Below are 12,612 nucleotides of genomic sequence, written 5' to 3'. Positions count from 1 at the left end.
TGAATCGTCGCTCAAGCACCAAAGTAGGGCACGCCCACTCAACTATGCGCGGCCCACCGAATCCTCAAAAACGCTTAATACGCTGATTAAGCTGAATTAAATCCACCTGCGGCAAGAGCTGGCGGGCTTTTTGCTGACCACTAGGATAAGACAGTTCGGCAACCAACGGCGGTTGCTGTGCGTTATCGACGACGCCAACGGGCAACGACGCCCCTGACACTCCCTTCTTGAGAGGGCTGTGCCAGGGGCGTTTTTATTTGCTGAACATGATGCTTCAACCAAAGGAGCTACCCATGGAAATCGCTTCCCGGTGCTCACAGACAGACCACCTCGTCATCATCGGTAATGGCATGGCGAGCCAGCGACTACTCGACGCGCTGGTTCACCATCCAAAGCGCCCCAGCCGCATAACGGTGGTGGGTGAGGAGCCGGTGCCTGCCTATAACCGTATTTTGCTCTCCCCTTTATTGGCAGGCGAACTGGCGCCCGAGGCGCTCACTCTGCAAGACGCCTCCTGGTACGCCGATAACGACGTCACGCTGATACTTGGCGACCGCGTGACCGCCATCGACCGCGAACGCCGCCTGCTCATCACACATCGCGGCAACACGTTACGCTATGACCGCTTGGTCTTGGCCACTGGCTCGCGCCCCGCGCTGCCAGCGGTGCCCGGCATCACGCTCGACGGTGTTCACACGTTTCGCGACCTGCGTGACGTCAGCGCCTTGGAAGCCATTGCTCGGCAAGGCGGCAACGCCGTGGTGATTGGCGGCGGCTTGCTTGGGCTGGAAGCCGCCGAAGGGCTGCGCAAACGGGGCGGACGCGCGCTCACCGTCAGCGTTTTGCAGCGCAGTCATCGGTTGATGAACCGTCAGCTAGACACCACCGCCGCTCAGTTGCTGGAAGCCACGCTGCGCGAGCGCGGCATCCTCATTGAAACCGGCGCATCGCTCGCCGCCTTGGAAGATAACGGCCACGGGGAGGTGCAGTCGGTCACCCTGAGCGATGGCCGAAAGCTCCCTGCCGATAGCGTCATCGTGGCGGCGGGCATTACCCCGAATGCGGAGCTAGGACAGCAGAGTGGACTCGTCTGCGATCGCGCCATCGTCGTGGACGGCCACCTGACCACTTCCGACGCCCACATCCATGCGCTAGGCGAATGCTGCCAGTTCGAGCAGCACACTTACGGGCTGGTGGAACCGATTTGGCGGCAGGTGGACGTGCTGGCCGCCGTGCTGTGTGGTGAAACGCCCGCGGCGTATCAAGAAGCCCCCACGGCCACCAAACTCAAGGTCAGCGGTGTCAGCCTGTTTGCCTTTGGCCCCACCGAGGCCGCCGCCAAGCACGAAGAGCTTCGCTATCAAGACCCGGAAACCGGCGACTACTGCCGCTTACTGCTCCAGCAAGGCCGCCTCGTCGGCGCGGTGCTGTATGGCGATACCCGCCACGGCCCCTGGTACTTCGAGCAAGCGCTGGCCGCGACCGATTTAACCGCGTGCCGCCACCTGCTGCTGTTTGGCGCCACCGATGCCCAAACGGCGCTCGATGCGCATCTCGACACCTCGTCACCCTCTTTATCTCTCCCCCGTGAGGCGGCTTAGCTATGGTGAATCACACAATGTCTACTCCCACTACGTCTTCCAACAAACAAACGCTGATCATTGTAGGTAACGGCATGGTCGGCCACCATTTTGCCGAACAGCTGGTGGAAAGCGGCGCGCTGGCCGGGTTTGACGTCACTATCTTTGGCGAAGAGCGCCATCGCGCTTACGACCGGGTGCATCTATCCGAGTACTTTAGCGGGCGCGACGCACAGTCGCTGGCCCTGTGTGATGCCGATTACTACCGCAGCCACGGCATTCGACTACGCAGCGGCGAAGCGGTCACCTCGATCGATCGCGAACAGCAGCGGGTGGTGACCGAACAAGGCCACTACGCCTATGACCAGCTCGTGCTGGCCACCGGCTCTTTTCCCTTCGTACCGCCCATTCCCGGCAACGACAGCGACGGCTGTTTGGTCTACCGCACCCTGGATGACCTGGATGCCATTCAGGCAGCGGCCAAAAACGCCACCAACGGCGTGGTGGTCGGTGGCGGCTTGCTCGGCCTGGAAGCCGCCAACGCGCTGCGCGGCCTGAACCTGGACACCGCCGTGGTGGAATTCGCCCCGCGTTTGATGCCCATGCAGGTGGATAGCGAAGGCGGCGAGCTGCTCAGAGAGAAAATCGAAGCCCTGGGCGTTCAGGTCCTCACCGAGCGTGCGACTCAACGTATCGAACCCGGCGACACCAGCCGCCTACGCATGGTTTTCCAAGACGACAAGGTGCTGGAAACCGACCTGATCGTCTTCTCCGCCGGTATTCGCCCGCAAGACAGCCTCGCCCGAGAGTGCGGTTTGAGAATCGGCGAACGCGGCGGCGTGGTGATCGACGACCAGTGCCGCACCAGCGACCCGAACATCTTCGCCATTGGCGAGGTAGCGCTATGGAATCAGAGTATCTTCGGCCTCGTCGCCCCTGGTTACCAAATGGCCAAAACGGCCGTCGCCACGCTAACGGGGGGCGATGACCGTTTTAGCGGTGCCGACATGAGCACCAAACTCAAGCTGTTGGGTGTGGATGTCGGCTCCATTGGCGATGCCCATGGCAACCAACACCCTGGTGCCCGCATGTTCCGCTACCTCGACCCGCTCACCCAGGTCTACCGCAAACTGGTCGTCACGGGCGACGGTAAGAAGCTGCTGGGCGCCATGCTGGTAGGCGATAACAGTGTGTATGACACGCTGCTGCAGTACTACGCCAACGGTATCGAGCTGCCTAAGGAACCCGCATCGCTCATTTTGCCGCAACAAAGCGGTGCCGCCCCAGCCCTGGGGCCGGATGCCCTGCCGGACACGGCGATGATTTGCTCCTGCCATAACGTGACCAAAGGCAGCATCTGCAGCGCCATCGACGCGGGCGCGGCGGATCTTGGCAGCGTCAAAGGCGCGACCAAAGCCAGTACCGGCTGCGGCGGCTGCGCGGCGCTGCTCAAAAGCGTGGTGGACCACGAACTGGAGGCCCGCGGCGTCGAGGTGGATACATCGATCTGCGAGCACTTCGCCCATACCCGCCAAGGGCTTTACGACATCGTGCGTGTCGAAGGCATCAAGACGTTCAGCGAGCTGATGGAGAAGCACGGCAACGCCGAGACGCACCAACTAGGCTGCGATATCTGCAAACCGGCGGTGGCCTCGATTCTCGCCTCCTGCTTCAACGAGCCGATCACCGATGCCGCCCACGTGCCGCTGCAGGATACCAACGACACCTTCATGGCCAATATGCAGAAAAACGGCACCTATTCGGTGGTGCCGCGCATTGCCGGCGGTGAAATCACCCCGGATAAACTGGTCGTTCTCGGGCAGGTGGCCCAGAAATATCAGCTCTACACCAAGATTACCGGCGGGCAGCGCATCGACCTGTTCGGCGCGCGGCTGGAAGACCTGCCGGCCATTTGGGGCGAACTGATCGAGGCGGGCTTCGAGACGGGCCACGCTTACGGCAAATCGCTGCGCACCGTGAAATCTTGCGTCGGCAGTACCTGGTGTCGCTACGGCGTGCAGGACAGCGTGGGCATGGCGATTCAATTGGAGAACCGCTACAAGGGCCTGCGTGCCCCGCACAAGATCAAGTTTGGCGTTTCCGGCTGTACCCGGGAGTGCGCCGAAGCGCAGAGCAAAGACATCGGCATCATCGCCACCGAAAACGGCTGGAACCTCTACGTGTGCGGCAACGGCGGCATGCGCCCGCGCCATGCGGAACTCTTCGCCACCGATTTGGATGACGAACAGCTCTACCGCACCATCGACCGCTTTTTGATGTTCTACGTGCGTACGGCCGACCGCTTACAGCGCACCTCGGTATGGCGGGAAAACCTGGAAGGTGGCCTCGACTACCTCAAAGAAGTGATTCTGGAGGATAGCCTAGGCCTAGGTGACGAGCTGGAGCGTCAAATGCAGCACGTGGTGGAGAGCTACCAGTGTGAGTGGGCCAACGCCATCAGCGACCCCGAAAAGCTCAAGCGCTTTAGAAGTTTCGTCAACGATACGCGGCCCGACCCCTCCATCATCATGACGTCGGAGCGCGGCCAGCTCCGCCCTGCGTAATCCAGTGACCACCGAATCGAGGATGACCATGACCGCCACCGCACTCAAACCAACGAACCGCAACGCTACTTGGCAACCGCTCTGCACCAAAGCAGACCTCGTGGCGTTTTCCGGCGTCGCCGCATGGCTGACGACATCGGCAGGCCCAGCCCAAGTGGCGCTGTTCTATCTGCCCGGCCACGCCCAAGAGCTCTATGCCCTGGATCACTTCGACCCTTTCTCGAAGGCCCATGTGATTGCCCGTGGCATCGTCGGCGATATCAAAGGCAGTCCCGTCGTGGCCTCGCCACTCTACAAACAGCACTTCCGCCTAGAGGATGGCCAATGCCTGGAAGAAGATGAGGTAAAGCTGCGCACTTGGCGCGTCGCTTTCAAGGGAGATAAGGTGTGGGTGGAAGGCTAGCCAAACGCATGCTTCTACAGCGCCACCCTGCCATGCAAACAGCCGCACCGCCTTTCCAGGCGGCGCGGCTGTTTGAGAGGGACGCTCTTTATTGATCCAAAAACCGGATCAGCGCCTGGTTGAATGCCTCGGGATGGGTGGCGTTCAGCCCGTGTGGGCCGCCCTCGATCACCTCTAGCGACGCGTTGGGTAGCAGCTCAGCGGCGCGTTTGCCGCTCACTTCAAATGGAACGATGCCGTCAGCATCCCCGTGTAAGACCAGCGCCGGAATGTCGATCTTGGGTAAATCCTGGCGAAAATCGGTGTAGCTAAACGCCTTGATACAGTCGTACGTCGCCTTAGGCGAGGCGAACGCCGCGATATCGCGGTGGTAAAGCCGGTTCGGCTCGCTGATCAGGTCGCTATTGTCGTTGGCGGTAAAGAAATTCTTGGTGAAATCGTCCAAGAACGCGATACGGTCGCCTTGCACCCCCTGCAGGAACTGGTCGATGGTGGCATCGTCCAGCCCGCCTTCCGGGTTATCGTCGGTTTTATACAGATAAGGCGGCACCGCCGCAGCCAGCACCGCTTTACTGACACGCTCGGTGCCGTAGCTCGACAAATAGCGCGCGACTTCGCCGCCCCCCATGGAAAAGCCCACCAGGGTCGCATCGTTGAGATCCAGCACGTCCAGCAGCTTTTTGAGATCCGAGGCGAGTGTATCGTAATCGTAACCACCATCCGCTTGCGTCGAGCGGCCAAAGCCACGGCGGTCATAGGTCACCACTTTATAGCCTGCTTCCACCAACGCGGGTACCTGCTTCTCCCAGGAGCGCCCACTCAATGGCCAACCGTGGATCAGTACGACCGGTTTACCTGCCCCGTGAACCTCGTAATAAATCTCGACCGGTGTGCCCTGCTCGGTGCCTGCATTCAGAAATGGCATCGCATCAACCTCCTGGTTTGGCGTTTACGGAAAACGTCATTCAAGGCTAGTACAACGTGTTATTAGCTGCCAAACCATGGGACAAGGCAGGTGAGTACTCGAATATCCAGCAATCTCTAGGCGCTCCACTTACCCTGGAGTAGCGAGGCAATCGCTTCTGGGCGGTAAATCCACCTTTTGCCAGGACACGTTGGGAAGCTGCGTTGTCCACCGCCACGACGGCTTCCAACTGCGTAACACCGTACACGCAACGCGCCTCCGTCAGCAGGTGTTTAAGTGCGCTCTGCGCCACCCCCCGACCACCGGCACCCTGCGCAATCCGATATCCCACCCAGGCATGAACATCGGCAATGTTACGTAGGTTAGCGCGTCCCACGATGACACCTCGCTGGCGAATGATGAGCGGATGCATCTTGCGCTGCGCATTGAGTGCTAAACAATCGATGATGTGTTTAGCCACCCCTTGTAAGGTGTAAAAGCACTCGGGCCTGGCCTCGATATGCTGCTCGAACCACGCACGCTCTGCGCGCTCGAACTGCAGCAGCTCAACCGCATCTTCGTGCGTTAACAAATGGAAGGTTACGTCTTTGACATGGCGCATCTCCACATCCCTCCTTGGGTGCAGTGCAGGGGTAAGCTCATGGCGGGGCATAAATCACTGACATTCCCTAGCGTGATATTGCTATGCTTGCCAGCCTCTTGATTCGGTAGGCATGGGAGCCATACGTTCGTGAAGACAGAATCCAGTACCTTGGCCTTTTCCGCCTTCATGGCACTGCTGATTGGCTGTGCCGGTATTGTGGCCACCTTGGCCTCGAACTCCCAAGCCATCCTATTGGACGGCTTGTTCAATCTTATCTACTTTAGCGTAGCGCTGGTGACCATCAAGGTCAGCAAGCTGGCCAGTCGCCCAGATAGCGAGTCGTACCCCTTTGGTTACAGCTACTTCGAGTCGCTGGTTAATTTATGCAAAGGTTTGCTGATTTTGGGGGTATCCATCTTCGCGCTGGTAGATGCCGTGGCCGCTTTGCTGACGGGTGGGCGGGAGATTTCTGCAGGGCTTGCGGTAATGTATGCGCTGTTTGCGACCGCCGCTTGCTCGCTCACTGCCTGGGTCATGCAGCGTAGTCAACGCCATGTCAGTAGCCCCTTGGTGGCCGCCGACAAACTAAACTGGCTGGTCAATAGCGTGATTTCAGGGGCCGTACTGGCGGCTTTTTGCCTAGTGATGCTGTTTGATCGTCTCGGCTGGCGGACTGTTCTTCCCTACATCGATTCGGTCTTGGTCATTGCGGTCGTCGTCCTCTGCCTGGGGGTCCCCGTACGCATGGCATCGCAAGCGCTAAGAGAGCTGCTCAACAAAACTCCGGAAGAAGCCGTCGCCGAACCGGTGCGCCAAGCCGTTGCCCGTGGCCTTGCCGATATCGACACCCTGGAAGTGCGCGTGCGTATGGTGCGCCCCGGCCGCCTGCTCTACGTCATCGTCCATGTGGTGCTGCCCAAGGGCCTCCCCGAAGCGACACTGGCGAAACAGGACGCGCTGCGTCAGCGCATCGACGAAGAAGTACGCCGCGACTATTCGCCCGTGGTGTGCGACGTGGTCTTTACTGCCGACAACCGCTGGGCGGCGCCCTCTTGTGGGCTGTTGGTAGAGAAACCTGCTAGCTAACCCCTAACACGTCAAGAGCGGCTCGAAGGCCGCTCTTGACGCGCTTACCGATCGACCGGCTTTTCATCTTTTACCGGCCACACATCCTCATCCACCAGCTCTGGATTTTTGAGTATGGCGGGGTCGAACAGCGGTTCCTCGATGCCCTGTCGCCGCTGACGTTCGTAATCCTTCAACACCGAGACCGCAATCGGCGCCATCAGTAGAATGGCAAACAGGTTGGTCGTGGCCATCAGGCCCATGGCGAGGTCGGCAAAATCCCAGACCACGCTGAGTTCAGCGACAGAGCCCAGCAACACCATGGCGATGATAACGATCTTGAATGCGCCCACCGCTTTTTTGGCGTGGCGGCGGAACAGGTATTCGATGTTTACCGAAGAGAAGGAGAAGTTGGCCAAAATCGAGGTAAAGGCAAAAAACAGTATGGCAATGGCAATAAAGATCTCACCAAAGCCCCCTAGATGATCCACCATGGCATCTTGGGTAAGCTGGATGCCCTCGATGCTCTCCCCCGGCGACTCGGATAGCAGCCGTTCATAAACACCGGAAAGCAGAATCACCACCGCCGTGCAGCTACAAATCACGATGGTATCGACAAACACCCCAAAGGATTGCACTAACCCCTGGGCTGCTGGATGCTTCACAGTGGCCTGGGCCGCCGCATTGGGGGTCGAGCCCATACCGGCCTCGTTAGAAAAGAGGCCGCGCTTGATGCCGTTTTCCATGGCGGCCTTGATGGCGTAACCCGCCGCGCCACCGACCGCCGGGCCTAACCCAAAGGCACTCATCACGATCAACGACAGCATGTCGGGCACGGCGGAGAGGTTGGCAAACAGAATCCATAGCGCCACCAGCAGGTAGGCAATGGCCATGACCGGTACGATTTTCTCAGCCGTGCGTGCCACCGACTTTAACCCGCCATAGATCACGACACCTGCCAGTGCCGCAATCACCACGCCGGTCAGCCAGTTAGGAATGCCAAAGGCACCGCTCATGCCCTGGGCAATGGTGTTGGATTGCGCCGCATTGAATGCCAGTCCGTAGGCAATGATCAAGAACACCGCAAACAGCGACCCCAACCAGCGCCAACCCAGACAGCGCTCGATATAGAACGCAGGGCCGCCGCGAAAGACGCCATCTTCGTTGCGGTGCTTGTACACCTGCGCCAACGTCGACTCGATAAACGAGGTCGCAAACCCTACCAGGGCCGTCACCCACATCCAAAAAATCGCTCCCGGCCCGCCAATCCATAGTGCCAGAGCGACACCCGCCAAATTACCGGTTCCGACCCGCGCCGCCATGGAGGTCGCGAATGCCTGAAAACCACTGATGCCATCTCCCGCTCCGCGCGCGGTAAAGGTCACGTGGGCCATGTGCCGAAACATGCGAAACTGCATCCCGCGCGTCATGATCGTGAACAGCAGGCCTGCTCCCAGTAGCAGGTATACCAGGATATAGCTCCAGATAAAGTTGCTGATGGGCATCATGACGGCATAAAGGCCGTCGCGAAGTGGCCCTAGCACCGTTTCTAATAATTCCATGGCCTTTCACTCCCTGTGGTTATATGAGCAACTGTCATCGTCACAAGTAGGAGTGTAGCTAGGTTATAGAGCAGCGCGTCATTTCAGCACTTATTCACCTACCGTGACCACCCAATCAGGCCGAAACAGCGGCGGCGAAAACTCCTCTGGATAACCGCCCGGGTTGGCGATAACGCGGGTGCCATCGCACCACGTATCCACCGGCTCGTGAACGTGACCATGGATCCAGAGATCCATCTTGCCCATTAAGTGCGGCAAGTGGGAGGCAAAGGCTGGGGACAACGAATCGCCTAAGTACTGCTCTGGAATACAGCGATGTAAGGGCGCATGGTGTGTAATCACCACGCGGGGGCCATCAAAAGCTTGTTGGAGTTCATCTTGCAGCCACGTCAGTGCTTCCCGGTGCATGTATTGGCTGGCTTGAGGCGTGAACACTTGGCCGGGGGCCGTGGTAATGATGCGAAAATCAGGCATGTAACGCAGCGCTTTAGACTCGGTATCGGCAGAATTGCGTGTGGGGTCATCGGCATAAAGCGCGAAATCCGTCCATAGCGTGGTGCCATAAAAGCGCACGCCTCTTAGGGTCACGCAGCGATTATCCAGCAGTTCGATATCATACCGAGCGGCTTCCAGCGCTAACTCTTGGCGCAGCAGCGGCATGCAGGTGCCATAGAACTCATGGTTGCCCGGCACGTAAAGAATCGGCAGGTCGGGAAACTGCTGGCGTGCCCACGCCAGCCCTTCTGCTCTTCGATGAATATCCCCTGCCAGCACCACCACATCCGCGTCGGCAGGGGGCAGCTCGCGGTGACCATCAAAATGCTCTAAATGAAGATCGGATAAGACTCTTAAACGCATAGAACGTCTCACGTGGTGCCTACATGGGCTTGGTATCGGGTCGTCAATCGTCAAGGCGAAAAATAAACTGACGGATGAACTCCACCACGACGGCTTCGGCCTCCCGGTGTGGCACATGACCGATGCCGGGCAACATTTCGCAGTGGGCGGGGCCTTGGGTGTAGCGGGCAATGCGTTCAGGCTGACGGTGAGAGCCGTATTCATCCTTCTCGCCATGCAGCACGAGCGTAGGGCACCGCACACGTTCAAGCGCAGGAGTGAGGGACCACGCCGCAAATTCGGGGCTTAGCCAAGTATCCGTCCAGGCATCGAACACCCAACGGGCTTTGTTGCCGTGGTACTTGACCAGCTTAGCGAACTGTTCCGGCGTCTGAAACGTCGCTTTTGCCTCTTCGATCCCTTGTCGCGTGCGATTTTCATTGAACGCTTGGGCGGCGATGGTGACGAGCCCCTGGCACTGCGAAAAATAATATCCGGCGCAGTGCACGGCCATACAGCCACCCACGCTATGGCCTAACGCAATAAAGCGAGTCACCTGTAGCGCATGACAGATGGCCGCAAAGTTGCCCCTCGCTTCATCGTCGATAAAACTGAGCGGCAATGGTGTTGAAGATGCATCGGAGCGGCCAAAGCCGAGCCGGTCATAGGCAATGACCCGTTGCCGCGTTGCTGCGCATAATGCTTCGGGGAAGTTGCGCCACAAATCCACGCATCCGAGAGAGTCGTGAAACAGTAGGATAGGAACCTCTGACCGTATGCGATCTGGTTCCCAAGTGCGCGTAAATAAACGACCGTTGGGGGTACTCACCCAACGGTCATAGTGATGAATAGCTGGCGTTAGCGTCATAGCATTGCTCTTGATATTGTCAGTGTGTCATGCGCCACTGCCAACATAGCATGCGATAACCCACTAGCGTTTCAAGAAGTTGCTTTTGACTAAGTGAACGACCTCATCCATGCGCCCGCTCAACACGGCTTTAGCGGAGTAGAGGGCGGTCGAGGCGACCTGCCCGGCCTCGACCTTGGGGGGCATCACCAGCTCCATGGGATTCACCACCACATCCAACAAGGCAGGCCCCGGCTGGGCGAGCCACTGGCTAATCGCGACGTCCAGCTCGTCTTCTTGCTCGACTCGGCGGCCCCATAATCCCATGGCAGCGGCAACCTCGCCAAAGTTGGGGTTTTCGAGCTCGGTGTAGGCATCGAGCATTCCCTCTACTTTTTGTTCTAACTCCACAAAGCTCAAGGAACTGTTGTTATACACCACGATTTTTAGCGGAATTTGCTGCTGTACCAGGGTCAATAAATCCCCCATCAGCATGGTTAACCCGCCATCCCCGCACATGGCAATGACTTGGCGGTGGGGATGCGCGAGCTGAATACCCAATGCCTGAGGATACGCATTGGCCATGGTGCCATGCTGCAAGCTCGCGAGGGTGCGGCGCTGCTGGGAGGCGTGAATATGGCGCAGCATCCATACGTTGACACTGCCAGTGTCTGCCGTAAACAGTGCGTTCTCTGCCGCGTGACGGTCAATCGCCAATGTCAGCTCTTGTGGGTGGATCACTTGGCTATCATGACTTCCATGGGCAGACTTTTCCAACGACTTGGCGTAGCGCTTGCGGCACTTCTCTAGCCAGTGACTGCGCGTATTTTCCTTGACGACTTGAACGAGCGCCTCGCAAGTATCCCGCGTACTGCCGACGATGCCCACGTCCACCGGATAGCGCTTGCCAATTTGTGCGGGATCTCGATCTACCTGAATGATCGTAGCGCGCTCCGGATAGAACTGAGTGAACGCAAAATTACAGCCGAGTAGCAGCAGCGTGTCGCACTCGGCCACTGCATGGTAGCCGCCTTCAAGTCCATAAACGCCCGTCATTCCCACGTGATAGGGATTGTCGTGCTCCATGAAATCTTTTGCCCGGGATGTCCAGGCAATCGGTGCTTGCAGCTTTTCGGCAAGTGCGATCACCTGCTCCCGCGCATCGTCGCAGCCAGCGCCTGCAAAAATAGTGATGTTGCCGCCTTTATTGAGCTGCTCGACGGCGGGCACTAGCGACTCTGCCGTCGGGCGTATCGAGTAGCTAAACCGGTGCGTGCGATAGCCCAGCTGATTCTCCGGGGTTTGTGTCATCACATCACCCGGCACGATAAGGACCGCAACGCCACCTCTGGCAAGCGCCGCTTGGGCGGCTAACGCGGCCATGCGCCGCGCCTGCTCGGCGGAGACGACGGTTTCGCAAAACACGCTGTACTGCTTGAAAATAGCGCTTTGATCGACTTCCTGCGGGAACTGACTGCCCGTTTCGCCTAGCGCGATTTGCGAGGCGATAAGCACGACAGGTGAACCATTGCGATGCGCATCGAACAAGCCGTTCACGAAGTGCAGGCTACCAGGGCCACAGGAGCCTGCGCAGAGCGCTAGCTCCTGTGTCATATAGGCTTCGCCACCGGCGGCAAAACCACCGACTTCCTCGTGGCGAACGCCCACCCACTGGATATCACTTTGCCGTAGGGCGTCCGTAAAGTGGTTCAACGTATCGCCCACCACACCATAGCAGCGCTTGGCGCCGGCGCTTTGCAGGGTTTCGACGATGATCTCAGCAACGTTTGCGCTCATGTGCGACTCCTTTCGCGGGGGAAATGGCACGTCCACCACCAAGCCTAGACCGAGACGATGAGTTTTGCCGGGCGGTCAGAGAGTAGCGCACCATGCTGCGTCGCAGCATAAATGGGTCTACACTGAAAAGGGTGCCCTATAGGAGGACCCTGCGATGACCAACTCGAGCGTCATCACACCCGTGAGCGATGAGGTGCTAGCGTTTTGGCAATGTCAGGCGTATTGGCTGCGCGCCGCCAACGATGCCATCGCCGATTTTTACGGATAGCCAGCGCTTATGCGCCTGTATTTGCCTACTTAGACGAAAAGATAACCTGCAAAGCCGACACAGCGTGTCGGCTTTTTTATATTATGAAAACCTTTTCCATTCAATGATCTAACAAGCATCTTCGTATTGACGCCCCTTTTTGTAAGCTATTTCTTACGCGACATGGCAAATCACTTACATC

10 protein-coding genes are annotated in these 12,612 nt (G+C 58.6%); 4 read left to right on the top strand and 6 right to left on the bottom strand.

Annotation, left to right across the window (positions count from 1 at the left end):
- Positions 1 to 293 precede the first annotated feature (293 nt).
- From FRH_RS10110 to nirD, 3 genes are read left to right on the top strand one after another with little or no spacing between them, the layout of a single operon-like run.
- Positions 294 to 1,601 (top strand): FAD-dependent oxidoreductase, encoded by a 1,308-nt coding sequence (locus tag FRH_RS10110; protein WP_281996811.1) that lies wholly within the window; start codon positions 294 to 296, stop codon positions 1,599 to 1,601.
- Between the two features lie 17 nt (positions 1,602 to 1,618).
- Positions 1,619 to 4,144: a nitrite reductase large subunit NirB gene (nirB, locus tag FRH_RS10105; protein ID WP_281996810.1), complete on the top strand. Its 2,526-nt coding sequence runs from the start codon at positions 1,619 to 1,621 to the stop codon at positions 4,142 to 4,144.
- 28 nt (positions 4,145 to 4,172) lie between these two features.
- The gene (gene nirD / locus FRH_RS10100) at positions 4,173 to 4,547 is read left to right on the top strand and encodes a nitrite reductase small subunit NirD (protein ID WP_153842204.1); all 375 of its coding nucleotides are present in this window, start codon (positions 4,173 to 4,175) and stop codon (positions 4,545 to 4,547) included.
- Between the two features lie 88 nt (positions 4,548 to 4,635).
- On the opposite strand, the gene FRH_RS10095 is transcribed toward nirD, so the two are convergent.
- Together FRH_RS10095 and FRH_RS10090 are read right to left on the bottom strand one after the other, a co-directional pair.
- The gene (locus tag FRH_RS10095; RefSeq protein ID WP_058578652.1) at positions 4,636 to 5,472 is read right to left on the bottom strand and encodes an alpha/beta hydrolase; all 837 of its coding nucleotides are present in this window, start codon (positions 5,470 to 5,472) and stop codon (positions 4,636 to 4,638) included.
- Between the two features lie 46 nt (positions 5,473 to 5,518).
- Positions 5,519 to 6,073 (bottom strand): GNAT family N-acetyltransferase, encoded by a 555-nt coding sequence (locus FRH_RS10090; protein ID WP_281996809.1) that lies wholly within the window; start codon positions 6,071 to 6,073, stop codon positions 5,519 to 5,521.
- A 129-nt stretch (positions 6,074 to 6,202) separates the two neighbouring features.
- Between FRH_RS10090 and FRH_RS10085 the strand changes: the two genes are divergently transcribed.
- A complete protein-coding gene (locus FRH_RS10085; RefSeq protein WP_058578654.1) occupies positions 6,203 to 7,141 on the top strand; it encodes a cation diffusion facilitator family transporter in 939 nt (312 codons plus the stop codon).
- A gap of 44 nt (positions 7,142 to 7,185) precedes the next feature.
- On the opposite strand, the gene FRH_RS10080 is transcribed toward FRH_RS10085, so the two are convergent.
- The 4 genes from FRH_RS10080 to FRH_RS10065 form a co-directional block, all read right to left on the bottom strand.
- Positions 7,186 to 8,682, bottom strand: a complete 1,497-nt coding sequence (locus FRH_RS10080) for an alanine/glycine:cation symporter family protein (protein ID WP_058578655.1) — start codon at positions 8,680 to 8,682, stop codon at positions 7,186 to 7,188.
- Between the two features lie 90 nt (positions 8,683 to 8,772).
- Positions 8,773 to 9,540, bottom strand: a complete 768-nt coding sequence (locus FRH_RS10075) for a metallophosphoesterase (RefSeq protein WP_281996808.1) — start codon at positions 9,538 to 9,540, stop codon at positions 8,773 to 8,775.
- A 43-nt stretch (positions 9,541 to 9,583) separates the two neighbouring features.
- The gene (locus FRH_RS10070) at positions 9,584 to 10,387 is read right to left on the bottom strand and encodes an alpha/beta hydrolase (RefSeq protein WP_139525221.1); all 804 of its coding nucleotides are present in this window, start codon (positions 10,385 to 10,387) and stop codon (positions 9,584 to 9,586) included.
- A 63-nt stretch (positions 10,388 to 10,450) separates the two neighbouring features.
- Complete coding sequence (locus tag FRH_RS10065) at positions 10,451 to 12,163, bottom strand: thiamine pyrophosphate-dependent enzyme (protein ID WP_139525220.1); 1,713 nt, start codon at positions 12,161 to 12,163, stop codon at positions 10,451 to 10,453.
- Between the last annotated feature and the right edge of the window lie 449 nt (positions 12,164 to 12,612).

Origin of the sequence: Halomonas sp. A020, from assembly GCF_027943625.1 — a bacterium.
Classification (GTDB): domain Bacteria; phylum Pseudomonadota; class Gammaproteobacteria; order Pseudomonadales; family Halomonadaceae; genus Vreelandella; species Vreelandella piezotolerans.
The sequence above is the reverse complement of the archived record's forward strand: the minus strand, read 5'-3'. Positions and strand labels throughout refer to the sequence as shown.

Excerpts from the sequence above, each read along its gene's own strand:
- FRH_RS10110 (WP_281996811.1), top strand. The coding sequence starts at position 294 with ATGGAAATCGCTTCCCGGTGCTCACAGACAGACCACCTCGTCATCATC.
- nirB (WP_281996810.1), top strand. The coding sequence starts at position 1,619 with ATGTCTACTCCCACTACGTCTTCCAACAAACAAACGCTGATCATTGTA.
- nirD (WP_153842204.1), top strand. The coding sequence starts at position 4,173 with ATGACCGCCACCGCACTCAAACCAACGAACCGCAACGCTACTTGGCAA.
- FRH_RS10095 (WP_058578652.1), bottom strand. The coding sequence starts at position 5,472 with ATGCCATTTCTGAATGCAGGCACCGAGCAGGGCACACCGGTCGAGATT.
- FRH_RS10090 (WP_281996809.1), bottom strand. The coding sequence starts at position 6,073 with ATGCGCCATGTCAAAGACGTAACCTTCCATTTGTTAACGCACGAAGAT.
- FRH_RS10080 (WP_058578655.1), bottom strand. The coding sequence starts at position 8,682 with ATGGAATTATTAGAAACGGTGCTAGGGCCACTTCGCGACGGCCTTTAT.
- FRH_RS10075 (WP_281996808.1), bottom strand. The coding sequence starts at position 9,540 with ATGCGTTTAAGAGTCTTATCCGATCTTCATTTAGAGCATTTTGATGGT.
- FRH_RS10070 (WP_139525221.1), bottom strand. The coding sequence starts at position 10,387 with ATGACGCTAACGCCAGCTATTCATCACTATGACCGTTGGGTGAGTACC.
- FRH_RS10065 (WP_139525220.1), bottom strand. The coding sequence starts at position 12,163 with ATGAGCGCAAACGTTGCTGAGATCATCGTCGAAACCCTGCAAAGCGCC.